At 71.9% G+C, this 15830-nt stretch carries 9 protein-coding genes and 1 pseudogene; 3 read left to right on the top strand and 7 right to left on the bottom strand.

Going from position 1 to position 15830, the window contains the following annotated elements:
* Positions 1–48: 48 nt before the first annotated feature.
* Complete coding sequence (locus IE308_RS14990; protein ID WP_110631317.1) at positions 49–1992, bottom strand: acyl-CoA dehydrogenase family protein; 1944 nt, start codon at positions 1990–1992, stop codon at positions 49–51.
* Positions 1993–2168: 176 nt separating this feature from the next.
* Between IE308_RS14990 and IE308_RS36925 the strand changes: the two are divergent.
* A pseudogene (locus IE308_RS36925) lies at positions 2169–2366 on the top strand (NUDIX domain-containing protein); the annotation flags it as partial.
* 438 nt (positions 2367–2804) lie between these two features.
* Complete coding sequence (locus IE308_RS15000; RefSeq protein ID WP_190218354.1) at positions 2805–3821, top strand: LacI family DNA-binding transcriptional regulator; 1017 nt, start codon at positions 2805–2807, stop codon at positions 3819–3821.
* A 61-nt stretch (positions 3822–3882) separates the two neighbouring features.
* Here the strand turns inward: IE308_RS15000 and IE308_RS15005 are convergent, their stop codons facing one another.
* Genes IE308_RS15005 through IE308_RS15030 form a run of 6 tightly spaced genes read right to left on the bottom strand, consistent with a single transcriptional unit; the run spans position 3883 to position 12614 of the window.
* Complete coding sequence (locus IE308_RS15005; protein ID WP_110631308.1) at positions 3883–4596, bottom strand: glycoside hydrolase family 12 protein; 714 nt, start codon at positions 4594–4596, stop codon at positions 3883–3885.
* Between the two features lie 46 nt (positions 4597–4642).
* Entirely contained in the window at positions 4643–6919 is a 2277-nt protein-coding gene (locus IE308_RS15010; protein ID WP_229908892.1) for a glycosyl hydrolase family 95 catalytic domain-containing protein, read from the bottom strand.
* The gene (locus tag IE308_RS15015; protein ID WP_190218355.1) at positions 6916–8919 is read right to left on the bottom strand and encodes a beta-galactosidase; all 2004 of its coding nucleotides are present in this window, start codon (positions 8917–8919) and stop codon (positions 6916–6918) included. The genes IE308_RS15010 and IE308_RS15015 overlap by 4 nt, the downstream gene beginning before the upstream one ends.
* Positions 8916–9863: a carbohydrate ABC transporter permease gene (locus IE308_RS15020; protein WP_190218356.1), complete on the bottom strand. Its 948-nt coding sequence runs from the start codon at positions 9861–9863 to the stop codon at positions 8916–8918. The genes IE308_RS15015 and IE308_RS15020 overlap by 4 nt, the downstream gene beginning before the upstream one ends.
* A complete protein-coding gene (locus tag IE308_RS15025) occupies positions 9860–10894 on the bottom strand; it encodes an ABC transporter permease (protein WP_190218357.1) in 1035 nt (344 codons plus the stop codon). The genes IE308_RS15020 and IE308_RS15025 overlap by 4 nt, the downstream gene beginning before the upstream one ends.
* A gap of 31 nt (positions 10895–10925) precedes the next feature.
* On the bottom strand, positions 10926–12614 hold the full coding sequence (locus tag IE308_RS15030; protein ID WP_190218358.1) for an extracellular solute-binding protein: 1689 nt from the start codon (positions 12612–12614) through the stop codon (positions 10926–10928).
* A 324-nt stretch (positions 12615–12938) separates the two neighbouring features.
* On the opposite strand from IE308_RS15030, the gene IE308_RS15035 reads away from it, so the two are divergent.
* Positions 12939–15770: a glycoside hydrolase family 3 protein gene (locus IE308_RS15035; protein ID WP_190218359.1), complete on the top strand. Its 2832-nt coding sequence runs from the start codon at positions 12939–12941 to the stop codon at positions 15768–15770.
* The last annotated feature ends 60 nt before the right edge of the window (positions 15771–15830 follow it).

Consider the following 15830-nt stretch of genomic DNA (forward strand, 5'->3'; position numbering starts at 1 on the left):
TCCAGGGGAGGAGCGCCCCTCTCAGGGCGGCGCACCGGGGGCCGGCTCTCACCGGATCGGGCGGTGCACGTTCTCCTTCGTGCTGGCGCCGGGGGCGGCCTCCGCGATCCACGGGCCGTCGTCGGACGGGTCGACGATGCCGGCCTCCAGCCAGGCGTACGTGCCGGTGAGGACGCCCTTGACGACCCGGCGGTCGTGTTCGTCGGTGTTGGTCCACAGGCGGTTGAACAGCTCGTCGACGCGGATGCGGGACTGGCGGCAGAAGGCGTCGGCGAGCTGGTAGGCCTCGCGGCCGTGCTCGCCGCGGGCGCGGAGCATCTCGGCGCGGACGCAGGCGGCGCTCATCGCGAACAGTTCGGCGCCGATGTCGACGACGCGGCCGAGGAAGCCCTGCTTGGACTCCATGCGGCCCTGCCAGCGGGACATGGCGTAGAAGGTGGAGCGGGCGAGTTTGCGGGCGGTGCGCTCCACATGGCGCAGGTGCGGGGAGAGGTCCACCTCGTGCTTGAACTCGTTGTAGGAGGTGGGGAGCTGGCCGGGGCCCGCGACCAGCTTCGGCAGCCACTTGGCGTAGAAGACGCCCGCGTTGGCGCCTGCCTTCGCCTTGTCGGACAGGGACTTGTCGGGGTCGATGAGGTCGCCCGCGACCGTCAGGTGGGCGTCGACGGCCTCGCGGGCGATCAGCAGGTGCATGATCTCGGTGGAGCCCTCGAAGATGCGGTTGATGCGCAGGTCGCGCAGGAGCTGTTCGGCGGGGACGGCACGCTCGCCGCGCGCGCGCAGCGACTCGGCGGTCTCGAAGCCGCGTCCGCCGCGGATCTGGACGAGTTCGTCGGCCATGAGCCAGGCCATCTCGGAGGCGTACAGCTTGGCGAGGGCGCCCTCGATGCGGATGTCGTTGCGGTCCTCGTCGGCCATCTGGGAGGCGAGGTCGGTGACGGCCTCCAGGGCGAAGGTGGTGGCGGCGATGAAGGAGATCTTCGCGCCGACGGCCTCGTGGTGGGCGATGGGCTTGCCCCACTGCTCGCGGGCGGCGGACCACTCGCGGGCGATCTTCAGGCACCACTTGCCGGCGGCGACGCAGGAGGCGGGCAGGGAGAGGCGGCCGGTGTTGAGGGTGGTGAGGGCGATCTTCAGGCCCTGGCCCTCCTCCCCGATGCGGTGGGCGGCGGGGACGCGGACCTGGTGGAAGCGGGTGACGCCGTTCTCGATGCCGCGCAGGCCCAGGAAGGCGTTGCGGTTCTCGACGGTGATGCCGGGTGAGTTGGTCTCGACGACGAAGGCGGTGATGCCGCCGCGGTGGCCCTCGCTCCTGGGGACGCGGGCCATGACGACGAGGAGGTCGGCGACGACGCCGTTGGTGGTCCACAGCTTCACGCCGTCGAGGACGTAGTCGTCCCCGTCGGGTACGGCGGTGGTGGCGAGGCGAGCGGGGTCGGAGCCGACGTCGGGCTCGGTGAGCAGGAAGGCGCTGATGTCGGTGCGGGCGCAGCGGGGCAGGAAGCGTTCCTTCTGCTCCTGGGTGCCGAAGAGCTTCAGCGGCTGGGGGACGCCGATGGACTGGTGCGCGGAGAGCAGTACGCCGATCGCGGGGGACGCGGAGCCGACCAGGGCGAGGGCCTTGTTGTAGTAGACCTGGGTGAGGCCGAGTCCGCCGTACTTGGTGTCGATCTTCATGCCGAAGGCGCCGAGTTCCTTGAGGCCGTTGATGACCTCGTCGGGGATGCGGGCCTCGCGTTCGATGAGGGCGCCGTCGACCTCGGTCTCGACGAAGTCGCGGAGCTTGGCGAGGAACTCCTCGCCGCGCTGGACGTGCTCGTCGGCCGGGAGCGGGTGGGGGTGGATGAGGTCGAGCCGGAACCGCCCGAGGAACAGTTCCTTGGCGAAGCTGGGCTTGCGCCAGGTCTGCTCCCGTGCGTCCTCCGCGACCCGGCGGGCCTCACGTTCGGTGACGACGGGTCGTCCGGAAGGGGCTTCGGGGCTTGCGGACATGAGGGTCACCTCGCCGTGAATCGGGATCTCGGGACCGTATGGCTACCGACGGGTGCTACCCGATCGTATGTACCCGATCCGGGCCTCCCCCACCAGTCCGCGTGCGGCCGTTCGGCCGATGTGGACGGAACGGGTCTTCGTGTCCAGGGTCGGGGGGTGCCCTAGGGTGGCTGGGCATGGCGGTGAAGAAACGGTGCACCTCCCGGGTCCTGCTCGTCGACCGCGGCGATCGCCTGCTTCTGCTGTGCGGCCGGGATCCGCGCCGCGAGGGGGCGCGGTGGTGGTACACGGTCGGCGGCGAGGTGGAGGACGGCGAGGACTACGTCTCTGCCGCGCTGCGTGAGACCTGGGAGGAGACGGGGCTGCGGCTCGCCGCCTCGCGGCTGGGGCCACTGCTGTGGACGCGACGCGCTCGGTTCAGCTGGGACGGACAGGCCTTCGACCAGTACGAGGAGTACCGTCTGGCCCGGGTGACGGCCGACGAGGCCGCGGGGATCCGCGTCGACCACGAGGGGGCGCGGCGGCCACGCCTGGTGGTCCGTCGCGGAGCTGGCGGCGACGCGGGAGGCGGTCCGGCCCAAGCGGCTCGCCCGGCTGCTGCCGCCGGTCCTCGACGGAAGCGCCGGCGCCGGACCCCTGCACCTCGGGGACGTCGACGAGGAGCACGACCCCGAGTGAGGCGTACTGTGTCGAAGCGCTTCGACGCCGTATGGACACCCGGCCTTTCTCGGGGCTACTGTCGAGTCTCCCCCCCGCCCGCACCTGTAGGTCACGCGCGCTGTCGAAGCGCTTCACAGAGCTTGGAGAGCCGGATGGTCACCCTTGCCGAGGTCGCCCAGCACGCCGGAGTGTCGGCGAGCACGGTGAGCTATGTCCTCAGCGGCAAGCGGTCGATCTCGGCGACCACCCGGCAGCGGGTCGAGCAGAGCATCCGCGAACTCGGCTACCACCCCAACGCCGGGGCCCGCGCGCTCGCCAGCAGCAGGTCGAACATCATCGCGCTGATGATCCCGCTGCGCACGGACATGTACGTACCGGTGATGATGGAGATCGCCATCGCCGTCGCCACGACCGCCCGCACCCACGGGTACGACATCCTGCTGCTCACCGGCGAGGAGGGTCCCGACGCCGTGCGCCGCGTCACCGGCAGCGGGCTCGCCGACGCGATGATCCTCATGGACGTGGAGCTCGACGACGAGCGGCTGCCGCTGCTGCGCCGCTCCGGCCAGCCGTCCGTGCTGATCGGTCTGCCCGCCGACACCACCGGCCTGACCTGCGTCGACCTGGACTGGGGCGCCACCGGCGCGCTCTGCCTGGAGCACCTCGCCGGGCTGGGCCACCGGGACATCGCCGTCATCGGCGAGGCCCCGGCGGTCTACGAGCGGCACACCGGGTTCGCCGAGCGCACCCTGGACGGACTGCGCACGCGGGCGAAGGACCTGGGGCTGCGCGTCCTGCACCGGCCCTGCGAGGGCGGGTACGACGCGATGGCCGTGACCCTCGCCCGGATCTTCGACGAACGGCCGGCCACCACCGGCTTCGTCGTGCAGAACGAGTCGGCGGTCGAGCCGCTGCTCGCCCTGCTGCGCCAGCAGGGCCGCGCCGTGCCCGAGGACGTGTCCGTGGTGGCGATCTGCCCGGACCAGGTCGCCGTGCAGGCCTCGGTGCGGCTGACGTCCGTCGCCGTCCCCGCCCAGGAGATGGGCCGCAACGCCGTCGAGCGACTGGTCGCCAAGCTCGACGGACGCGGCACCGACGACGTCGTGCTCATCGCGCCGGAGCTGACGGTCCGGGCGAGCACCGGCCCGGCACCGACGCCGGCGGTCTGAGCGCCACTCCACACGAGAAAAGGGCCGGCCTCCCGCGCGGGAAGCCGGCCCTCCGCCCATCTCAGCTTCCGCTGACCGTCAGGTTGTTGGTGGTGAAGTTCAGGCCGCCGGACGACGACGTGATCTCGTAGCCGAACTGCACGTCCCCGATGGTCTCGTTGCCGAACCAGCCCTTGGTGTCCTTGATCCACTTCAGGATCGGCAGGATGTTGACCGTGCCGGAGGTGGAGTTCGAGGTGCGGATGAAGGAGAACACCTCGTTGGCGCCGTTGGTGCCCTTGTAGACGGTCCAGGTGTGGCCGCCGAGGGTGACGGTTCCCTGCGAGGTGCCGAGCGGGCCGACGGCTCCGGTCTTGTTGACCCAGAGCATGATCTCGTAGTCGTAGTCGGTGTCCCAGATGTCGTACGACGTGTTGTACGCGCCGGACGACGGGACGGTGACGTTGTAGTTGCTGGTCAGCGAGGTGAGGGAGGTGATCGACTTGTTGATCACCTTCTTGGAGTCCGGGTAGGACTTGATGCCGCCGGTGTTGGGGTGGTTCGCCCACACGCCCCAGTTGGTGCCGGAGTTGGCCCAGACGCACTGGCTGCCGGCGCCGGAGCCCCAGATGTTGTTGTAGAGGGTGTAGCCGTTCAGGGTGGTGTTGCCCCACTGGTCGCAGGTGTTCCAGACGGCGGCCGAGGCGGGGGCGGAGGCGAGGCCGACCGTGGCGCCGAGGGCCAGCGCGGGGGCGAGGGCGGCCATCGTGGCCTTGCGGAGCGTGCGCGTTGCCATGGTGTCCCTTCCATGGGTGGGGGGAATTGCGGGGGTCACCCCGTCCTCAGGTCTTCAGGGTGAGGACGCGGTCTTCTCCGGCGACGAGGTCGAGCGGCCGTGCGCCGGAGGAAGTCCTCAGTTCGATGCGGCGGGTGCGGTGGGGCCGCAGGTGCGCGGTGGCGCCGTCGAGGCTCCAGGCGAGGTCGAGTTCGGCGCCGAAGCGGGTGCGGACACCGCGCAGTTCGCCGGCCGGCCAGCCCTCCGGGAGCGCGGGCAGCAGCACCAGCCGGTCGGGGGTGGAGTGCACCAGCGTCTCGACGATCACGGCGGGCAGGGTGTGGGCGGCGTCGGCGTTGTAGACGTCGCGGCGGGGGTAGTGGGCGCTCATCAGGGAGGCGTGGAAGTAGTCGCCGTCCAGGACGCTGTGCAGGGCCCGGGCGACGTGGCCGGCGTCGCGCAGCCGGGCCGCGATCAGGGCCTGGTGGAGGTGGCCGTGGGCGGAGTCGTTCTCGCGGCCGCGCAGTTCGAGGGCGCGGTGGGCCGCCTCGGCGAGGCCGGGGGTGTCGTAGGGGTTGATCTCGTCGAGGGGCCACACGCCGTAGAGGTGGCTGAGGTGACGGTGGTCGTAGGTGTCCTCCAGGCCGGGGCGGGCCCATTCGGCGAGGGCGCCGTCGTCGTTGATCCGGTGCGGGGGCAGCCGGTCGGCGAGCGCCCGCCAGTGCCCGGCCCGGCCGGGGTGGCGGTCGGCGGCGGTGTGCAGGGCGTGGCGGGCGGCGGAGAGGTCCATGGCCGCGTCGAGCGCGCCCCAGCTGCCGTCCTTGGGCCGGTTCTCGGGCGAGTAGGAGGGGACGACGACGAGCCGCCCGTCGCCGTCGGTCCGGGTGAGGAAGTCCTCGTAGAACAGGGCCACTTGCTCCAGTGCGGCGGTGGTCCGCGGGTCCTGGGTGCCGTAGGTCTCGTCGTGGTCGACGAGGGGTTTGAGCAGCCAGTCGGCGCCGGCCGTCCACAGGTGCAGGGGGTACTCGCGGCTGAAGTGGTACGCGTGTCCGGACTCGCCGTCGGTGTGGGCGGGGGCGACGACGCCGCGGGCGCCGAAGACCGCGCGGGCGTTGTCACGCCAGTTGTCCAGCTGGCGGTGGATCAGGGCGGCGAGGGCCTCGGTGACCTCGGGGAGGGCGGCGGCCGCGGCGGAGGCGGTCTGCAGGTTGAGGTTGGCGTCGGTGGTGAACGCGCCGGACCAGGCGGTGTCCCACTCCCCCGTCCACAGCCCGGTGAGCCGGGGAGGGTTGAGGCCCGAGGAGGACAGCAGGTGGTAGCGGCCGGCGGCGAAGAGACGTTCCAGCAGGGCCGCGCTGCGGGGGCGGGCGAGCAGGGCGGAGCCGGGCAGGGCGCGCTCGGCCGGGTCGGCCTTCAGGTCGAGGGTGACGCGGGTGTAGGCGGTGCGGTGCGCGGCGAGATGGCGGTCGAGCAGGTCGTCGTACGACCGCCCGGGCGCCGCCAACTGGTCCTCGTACGACCGCCCGGGCACGGTCGGCGGGTCGTCGTACGGCCGTCCCGGCGTGGTCAGCAGGTCGCGCAGGGCGCGCATCTCCTCGGCGACGTCCAGCTCGCCGGTGTGCCGGCGGACCCGGGTCAGCAGCAGGACGGCCTCGGCGCCCTGGACGGCGGCGGCGGGCGGGGTGAGGGCGGTCGTGCCGCCGGTGACGGCGACGAGGGTGACGCCGGTGTAGGCGCGGTCGCCGCCGGGGTAGCGGGCGCGCAGGCTGAGGACGGCGCCCTCGGGGGTGAGCAGGGCGCCGTGGCCGACGCCGAGCTTCTTCGGCGCGCCCGGGAGGTGGTGGTCGAGGCAGATGCCGAGGGTGAGCCCGGGCCCGGTGACGTACTGCACGATCACGTCGTCCGCGCGGGAGACGAAGACGCGGCTGGTCCAGCCGGCGCACTCGGCGCGGGTCTCGCCGGTGGTGAAGTCGACGGACCGGCGGTAGCCGTCCACGGCGCCGGCGGACCGCCGGAGGCGGACCTGGAAGGCGGGGTGGAAGGGCTGCACCCACTGGAGCGGGCGGCCGTCGGTGAACTCCTCGGCGGCGGTGAGGTCCCCGGCGAGCAACCGGTCCTGAAGGGCGGGCAGTGCGGCGGCCAGCTCGGGCGGGCGGGCGTCTTCGGCGCCGTTGGGGCGGACCAGGCTGTGATGCGTGACGATGACCCGGTCGTCGTTCGGATCGCCGAACACAAGGGCGCCGTGCCGGCCGTTGCCGCTGAGGAAGGCGTCCTCCCAGCGGGCGGCGGGGGCCGGCTCCCAGGTGCCGTGGACCGGGGCCTGCGGGTACGTAGGGTGCATCATGACGTGAGCACCGCCACGCCGTAGCGGCCGAGCGTCACCTCGTCGCTGACCCGGCTGCCGGTGAGCAGGTCGCGGTGGGTGCCGGGCACGGGGACGGTGACCGGGGCGCGGCCGTGGTTCAGCAGGAACAGCAGCGTGCCGCGCCGGACCGCCTCGACGCCGGCGGGCAGGCCGTCGAGCGGCGGGCGGGCGCCCGCGCCGGCGGCGATCCGTTCCAGCAGACGGCGCAGGTCGTCCGGCTCGGGCAGCATCGAGACGTACCAGGCGCGGCCGGTGTGCAGCACGGCGGGCAGGCCGTCCAGCTCACCGCCGCGGTAGACGGTCTCGACGACGGCGTCCTCGGCGGCCTCCAGCTCCTCCGACCACAGGGTGCCGGTGAGTCCGTCCGCGCAGGTGACGGTCTCGCCCTCGTCGAGCGGCCACCACTCGTGCAGGGTGCGGACGCCGAGCAGCTCGCGCAGCCGGGGGTCCATGCCGCCGGGGCGGATCCGGTCGTCCTGGTCGGCGACGCCGGTGAGGAAGCCGCAGACGAGGGTGCCGCCCTGACGGACGTAGGCGAGGAGGTTGTCGACAGCCGCGTCGGTGAGGAGGTACAGCTGCGGGACGACGACCAATCGGTAGCCGGTGAGGTCGTGTTCGGGGTGGGCGAAGTCGGCGGTGAGGTGGGCGTCCCACAGGGCGCCGTGCCAGGCGTGCAGAACGGCGGTGTGGTCGACCCGGGTGGAGGGGCGGCCGTCCTGCTCCGAGGCCCACCAGGCGTGCCAGTCGTGCAGGACGGCGACGTCGGCGGTCAGCCGCGTGCCGACCGTGTACGGGGCGATCCTGCGCAGGTCCGCGCCGATCTCCCTGACCTCCTGGAAGGTACGGCCGTTCTCCCCCGCGTGGCTGACCATGCCGGAGTGGAACTTCTCGGCGCCCTGCCTGGACTGCCGCCACTGGAAGTAGCAGACGGCGTCCGCGCCGCGGGCGACGGCCTGCAGGGACCACAGGCGGTTCAGGCCGCGCGGCTTGGGGTGGTTCACGCCCCGCCAGTTGACCGGCCCGGCCGCCTGTTCCATGAGCATCCACGGGCCGCGGGCCTGGGACCGGGTGAGGTCCTGGACGAGCGCGCCGGCGCGGCCGCCGAGGGGGTCGCGCGGGTCGGGGTAGAGGTCGACGGAGACGACGTCCTCCTCCTCGGCCCAGCGCCAGCCGTCCTGGCCGGCGAAGAGCGGCATGAAGTTGGTGGTGACCGGCAGTTGCGGAGTGTGCCGGGCGACGATGTCGCGTTCGGCGGTGAAGCACTCCAGCAGCATGTCGGAGGTGAAGCGGCGGAAGTCCAGCACCTGGGCGGGGTTGTTCAGGTAGTGGGCGCGGCGGGGCGGGATGATCCCGTCCCAGCTGTCGTAGCCCTGGCTCCAGAAGGCGGTGCCCCAGGCCGTGTTGAGGGCGTCGAGAGTGCCGTACCTCTCGCGCAGCCAGCGGCGGAAGGCGGCCGCGGCCTCGTCGCCGTGGTCGGCGGTGCAGTACTCGTTGTTGATATGCCACATCGTCAGGGCCGGGTGGGCGCCGTAGCGGGCCGCCAGGTCCTCGGTGATGGCGGCGGCGTAGCGCCGGTAGGTGGCGCTGGAGTGGGAGAAGTGCTGGCGTCCGCCCCACCACTCGATGCGGCCGTCCGCGTCGCGGGGCAGCGTGTCGGGGTGCAGCCGGCCCATCCAGGGCGGTGGGGCGGAGGTCGGGGTGGCGAGGACGACGCCGATGCCGTGCTCGTGCATCAGGTCCATCAGCCGGTCGAGCCAGCCGAAGTCCCGCTCGCCGGGGCGGGGTTCGAGCCGGGCCCAGGAGAAGACGCCGACGGTGACGGAGTTGACGCCGGCGTCCTTCATCAGCCGGACGTCGTCCTGCCAGGTCTCCTCGGGCCACTGTTCGGGGTTGTAGTCGCCGCCGAAGAGGATGCGGCCGCGGGTGGCGGTGGCGAGGGTGGGCCGTGTGCGGGGTTCCGGGGCCGGCGGGTGGGTCATCCCTTCACCGCCCCGGTCAGCATGCCCTTGCGGAAGTGCTTCTGGACGAAGGGCGACAGGACGGCCACCGGCAGCAGCGCCATCACCATGACCGCCATCTGCACGGCCAGCCCGGACAGCTCACCGGTCTTGATGGCCTGCCCCAGTCCGACGGGTGCCTCCTGCTTCTGCACGAGCTGGATCATGACGTTCTGCAGCGGCATCATGTCCTGGTCGTTCAGGTACAGCGAGGCGTTGAACCAGGCGCTCCAGTACCCGACGGCGTAGAACAGCGTGATGACGGCGAGGACGGCGCGCGACAGCGGCATGACGATCTGCCACAGGATGCGCAGCTCACCGGCGCCGTCGATGCGCGCACTGTCGATGAGTTCGGGCGAGATGCCCATGAAGAAGCCCCGCAGGACCAGGATGTTGAAGACGCTGACCGCGCTCGGCAGGATCAGCGCGAGATAGGTGTCGGTCAGGCCGAGGGTCTGCACCAGCAGGTAGGTCGGGATGAGGCCGGCGCTGAAGAACATCGTCGCCATCAGCGTCATCAGGATCCAGCGGTGGCCGAGCGTGCCGCTGCGGGACAGGCCGTAGGCGCACAGCACGGACACGGTCATCGAGAACAGGGTGCCGACCAGGGTGACGACGACGCTGATGATCGCGGCGCGGGTGACCTGGCCGCCGCCGAGCAGCTCGCGGTAGGCGACGAAGGTGATGTCCTCGGGGACCATCACCAGTCCGCCGGCCCGGTCGATGGTCCTGCGGGAGGACAGGCTGGTGACGACGACGATCCACAGCGGGAAGAGGATCGCCAGGCAGGCGAAGCCGAGGGCGATGCCCTTGCCGGCGAGTCCGGCCCTGGTGGGCTGCTCCTCCCACGCGGGCCGGGGCGGGGCGGTCCACCAGCGCGTCTTCGGCGCGGCGTGGGCGCCGGGTTCGTCGAGGACGGCGGTCACTTCTTGTACACCCCCTGCTCGCCCATGAGATGGGCCACCTTGTTCGCGGCGAGGACCAGTCCGATGCTGACGACGCCCTTGATCAGGCCGGCGGCGGCCGCGTAGCCGAAGTCCTGGTTGCGGACGCCGTTCCACCACACGAAGGTGTCGAGGACCTCGCTCGCGCCCGGTCCGACGGCGTCGCGTTGCAGCAGGATCTGTTCGAAGCCGACGGTCAGGGCATCGCCGACGCGCAGCACCAGCAGCAGGGCGATGACGGGCCGCAGCGCCGGCAGGGTGACGTGCCAGATGCGGCGCCAGCGGCCGGCGCCGTCCATCGCGGCGGCCTCGTACAGGTCGGGGCTGACCGAGGAGAGCGCGGCGAGGAAGACGATGATCCCCCAGCCGGCGTCCTTCCACACCGACTGGGCGGTGACCAGGAACTTGAAGGTGCCGGGGTCGGTCATGATGTCGAGGCCGTCGTAGCCGTGCTGGCGCAGCAGCTGCGAGAGCAGTCCGGCGCCGCCGAGGAGCTGCTGGAAGACGGCGATGACGAGCACCCACGAGAAGAAGTGCGGCAGGTAGAGGACGGCCTGGGCGACGGCCCGCACCCGGGGCCTGACCACGCTGTTGATGAGCAGCGCGAGCAGGATCGGGATGGGGAAGTACAGCACGAGCTGGAGCGCGAAGAGGACGAAGGTGTTCTGGACCGCGCTCCAGAACGCGGAGTCCTCGAAGATCCGCCGGAAGTTCTCCAGCCCGACGAAGGGGCTGTTCAGGATGGAGACGACGCCGTTGTCGCTGATGTAGGGGTCGTAGTCCTGGAAGGCGACGATGTTGCCCAGGATCGGTATGTAGTTGAAGACCAGGACCAGCGCGAGGGCCGGCAGGGTCATCAGCAGCAGCAGCCGGTCGCGGCGGAAGCGGGCCCGCAGGCCCGGTCTGCCGCGGGGGTCTTTCCGCGCGGGCCCGGCGGCGGTGCCGGGCGCCGCCGGGGTGGTGCCGCTCGGGTCGGCCTCGGCCCTGCTCCGAGGCACCGTGCTGTGGGACACGGCCGTTCTCCTTGCCTCAGTGCCGCCGGGGTCAGCTCGCCGCGGAACCGTTGTCGTCGAGGACCTTCTTGTACCAGTCGCGCAGCTTGTCGCCGCCCTTGCTCTTCCAGTCGGAGACGAACTGCTGCATGTCGCTGATCTTCTTGCGGCCGCGGACGATGTCGTCCTCCAGCTGCTCGACGTCGTTGGAGAGGTTGGTGTAGCGGGCGGGCTCGGTGATCTGCATGCCCCAGAAGGAGGACTTCCTGGCGAAGGCGCCCATCCGCTGCTGCCACTCGACCTGGCCCTTGGCGACGTCGGGGAAGTCGGGGTGGGCGATGGTCGCGGCGGGGCTCGCGACCATGACGTAGGCGTTCATCACCTCGATGTTGCCCTGGTCGGTCTTGGTGGGGACGCCGTCCTTGACGGTGTAGTGGGTCCCTTCGACGCCGTAGTTGGTCATCATGTACTCCTTGGTGCCGTACGGCGCCGCGGTGACGTTGGCGACGGCCAGCACGTCGCGGATGACCGACTCGGAGGCCTTCTTGCTGACGAAGGCGAAGATGCCGGCGGGCTGTTCGGCCCACAGGGTGGGGTTGCCGCCGTCGTGGCCCCAGACGTCCATGCCCCAGATCTTGAACTCGGGGTTCTGGGTGGCCTGTTCGGCGGTGCGGCCCCACCACTGGGAGATGTTGTTGGGGTAGATCAGGAACTCGCCGGCCGCGAACTTGGGGCCCGGGTCGGGGGCGTTCTTGCCCAGCTTGGAGTCGGGGTGGACGACCCCGGCGGCGAAGAGCTTGCGGGACCACTCCAGCGCTTCGAGGAACTCCTCGGTCTCGATGCGGTTGACGAGCTTGCCGTCCACGAGGTTCCAGCCGAGCGGCTTCTCGCTGCCCGACAGCACGCCGAAGGCCTGGAAGGCGGTCCACTTCATGTCCAGGCAGGCCCACCGCTTGGCCCTGGCGTTGGTGATCTCCTTGGCCAGGGCCATGAACTCGTCGCAGGACTTGGGGAGTTCGTAGCCCTCCTTGGCGAAGATGTCCTGCCGGTACAGCGGCACCATGGAAGGGGCCGACGGCGTCGGCATGGGCAGGCCGCGCAGCTTGCCGCCGAACAGGGAGCGCTGCCAGGCGTCGGTCGGGATCGCCGCGAGGTTCGGGTACTCCTTGACCGCGTCGCCGGAGAGGTAGGGCCCGAGGTCGGCGAACTTGCCGATGATGGCGCTGGGTATCTTGCCGCCCATGTTCCAGCCGGGGACGACCACCACGTCCGGGACGTCGCTGGAGGCGAGGACGGCGCCGAGCTTCTGGTCGTAGGTGTTGCCGTCCTGGTTCTGCCAGACGACGTCGACGCCGATCAGGTCGTTCATCGCCCGGTAGTAGGCGTTGCCCTGCTTCGGCGGGGAGCCCCAGAACGGCGACATGACGGTGACCTTGCCGCCCTTGCCGAGCTTCTTCGGCACCGACGTCTTGAGGGTGGCGAGGTCGAGCTTGGCGGTGAAGCCGAGCGCGGAGCCGTTCCTCGCGGGGATGTCCGGCGCCACGACGTTGCTCGCCACGTACGCCGGGAGCAGCTTCTTCGCGTCCTTGCCCGAGGTGGTGCCCTCGCGCGAGCCCGTGTCCGAACCACCGCAGGCGGCGAGCAGCGGCATCCCTCCGGCCACCGCTGCGGCGGCGACCGCGGAGGAGGCGAGGAAGCTTCTCCGGCTCGGGGCGGAGGAGGAAGCGGCGTTCGGCGTCATTGCGTCAACCCTTCATGGCGCACCAGGACACCCGGCGGTGGCCGTCGGCTGCGGTGTCTTCACTGGAACCGGTGGGACTGGCTGAGCGGAAGCGGTCCTCCGACGTGTGCCGGGGGCGGACACGGCCTCCCGGCGGCGGCGCTGACGCGTCGAAGCGCTTCGATGTTGCTGCGAGGTTAAGTGAAAGGGGAGGGGCGCACAAGGCCCGCTCCCAACATTCCTCGGACGTTTTGCAGCCCGCAAAGGGAGGTGTTGCCACGCGGTCTCTTGACACCCGACCGCCCGCGCACTGAGCATCGAAGCGCTTCGAAAGGGGATCACCACGTGACCGCACCGACCGCGCCCGCCCTGCCGTTTCGCGATCCGCAGCTGCCGCTCGGGAAGCGCATCGACGATCTGCTGGGGCGTCTGACGCTCGATGAGAAGATCTCCTTCCTGCACCAGTTCGTGCCCGCTGTGGAGCGCCTGGGCATCGCCGCGTTCCGCACCGGCCAGGAGGCGCTGCACGGGGTGGCGTGGATGGGTCCGGCGACGGTGTTCCCGCAGGCGGTGGGGCTCGGCGCGACCTGGAACCCGGAGCTGGTGCGGCGCGTCGGCGACGCGGTGTCCCAGGAGGTCCGCGCGATGCGGGCCCGGGACGACCGGGTCGGCCTCAACGTCTGGTCGCCGACGGTGAACCTGCTGCGCCACCCGCTGTGGGGCCGTAACGAGGAGGGCTACTCCGAGGACCCGAAGCTGACGTCGGCGATCGCCACCGCGTACACCCGCGGCCTGCGCGGCGACCACCCGGTGTACTGGCGCACCGCCCCGGTGCTCAAGCACTGGCTGGCGCACAACAACGAGACGCGCCGCGACACCACGTCCAGCTCGGTGCGCCCGCGCGTGCTGCACGAGTACGACCTGCGGGCCTTCCGCGAGACGGTGGAGGCGGGCGCGGTGGCGGGGGTGATGCCGGCGTACAACCTGGTCAACGGCCGCCCCAACCACGTCTCCCCGTACCTCGCGGAGCAGCTGCGCACCTGGACCGAGGAGGAGCTGCTGGTCTGCTCGGACGCGGGCGCGCCGTCCAACCTGGTCGACTCCGAGCACTACTTCGACACCCACGAGGAGGCGACGGCCGCGGCGCTCAGGGCCGGCGTGGACAGCTTCACCGACCACGGCTCCGACCCCGCGCGGATCACCGCCCGGGTGAAGGGGGCCTACGACCGGGGGCTGCTGACGGAGGCCGACATCGACACCGCGGTCCGCCGCCAGCTGTCGGTGCGGTTCCGGCTCGGCGAGTTCGACGGGTGGGACGAGCCGGGAGCCTTCGACACCCCGGACCACCGGGCGCTCGCGCGGGAGGCGGCCGAGCAGGCGATCGTGCTGCTGCGCAACGACGGCGTGCTGCCGCTCGCGCCGGACACCCGGATCGCGGTGGTCGGGCTGCTCGCCGACGAGTGCAAGCTCGACTGGTACAGCGGCACGCTGCTGCACCGCTCCACCCCGCTGGAGGGCCTGTACGAGCGGTTCGGCGCGGAGCGCGTGGAGTTCGCGGAGGGCGTGGACCGGATTCGGCTGCGCACGTCGGCGGGCGCGTTCCTGCGGGTTCCGGACGCGCCGGACGCCCCCGACGAGGCCCGGGGTGCCGAGGGCGCGCTGGACCCGGCGCTGCTCGCGGGCCGCACCGACCTGCCGCCGCTGACCGCGGACGCGACCGGCAGCGAGCTGGCGCTGGCCGACTGGGGCGGGGACGTGCTGACGCTGCGCGCGCCCGACGGCCGCTATCTGTCGGTCGCGGAGGACGGCTACGTCCGCGCCTCCGCCGATCAGCCGGGCGGCTGGGTCGTGCAGGAGACGTTCCGCCTGGAACCCCACCGGAACGGTCACCTCCTGAAGCACCTCGGAACGGGTCGCCCTGTCTGTGTCGCCGCCGACGGCGTGAAGGTTGCCGCGTCGGACGACGACGAGCCGGAGGTCTTCACGGTGGTGGTGTCCGAGCGCGGCGAGGACGCGGTGGCGCGCGTCGCGGCCCGTGCTGACGTGGTCGTGGTGGTCGCGGGCAACGACCCGCACATCAACGGCCGGGAGACCGAGGACCGTACGACGCTGCGGCTTCCGGCCCATCAGGAGCGGCTGCTGCGCGCGGCCCGCACGGCGAACGAGCGGACCGTGCTGACCCTGGTGTCGGCCTACCCGTACGCGGTCGAGGCGTCCCGCTGCGCGGCCGTGCTGTGGACGGCCCACGGCGGCCAGGCGGCGGGCACCGCGCTGGCCCGGGTGCTGGCCGGTGACGTCTCCCCCGCCGGACGGCTGCCGCAGACCTGGTACGCCGACGACGCGGACCTGCCCGACCTGCTGGACTACGACGTGATCGGCGCCCGGCAGACGTACCTCTACTTCGAGGGGCGGCCGCTGTTCCCGTTCGGCCACGGCCTGTCGTACACGAGCTTCGGCTACACGGATCTGGAGGTGCGGGCCGGGGACGACGCGCTGCGCGTCTCCTTCTCCGTCACCAACACCGGGCGGGTCGCCGCCGACGAGGTGGCCCAGCTCTACGGCCGTGCCGCCGACCCGTCGGTGCCGCGCCCGCGCCGCGAGCTGCTGGCGCACCGGCGGGTGACGCTGGCCCCGGGCGCGACGGAGCGGCTGACCTTCGAAGTGCCGCTGTCCACGCTGGAGTTCTGGGACGTGGCGCAGAACCGGTGGCGGCTGGAGCCGGGGCCGTACGAGCTGCTGGCCGGCGCCTCCAGCGAGGACGTACGGCTGCGGACGACCGTGACGCCGGCCGGCGAGCCGGGCGCGCCCCGCCCGGTGCGCGAGCGGGGCCTGGACGCGGCCGCCTTCGACGAGCAGAGCGGCACCGAGATCGTCGACCGGACGAGGACCGCCGGCGACGCGGTGACACCGGCGGCGGACGGCACGGCCGAACTGGTCTACCGGGCCTGCGACTTCGGCACCGGCTTGAGCGAAGTGCGGGCCGAGGTCGCGGGCGAGGGCACGGTCGAGGTGGCCCTGGACGGCGGCCCGGCGCTCGCGGTCCTCACCTGCGACCGGCGGGGCGGGGTGTACGACTACACGGCGGTCACCGCCGCCTTCTCCGCCGAGGGCGTGCACGACGTCCGCCTCAGACTGCGCGGCCCGCTGCGGCTCGCGCACGTCGGCTTCTCCGGTTGAGGGTCCGGAAGCAGGCCGGCACGGCAAGGTGCCCGGCACCGGAGCGCTCCGGTGCCGGGC

It is taken from the genome of Streptomyces griseosporeus, from assembly GCF_014656055.1.
Classification (GTDB): Bacteria; Actinomycetota; Actinomycetes; order Streptomycetales; family Streptomycetaceae; genus Streptomyces; species Streptomyces griseosporeus.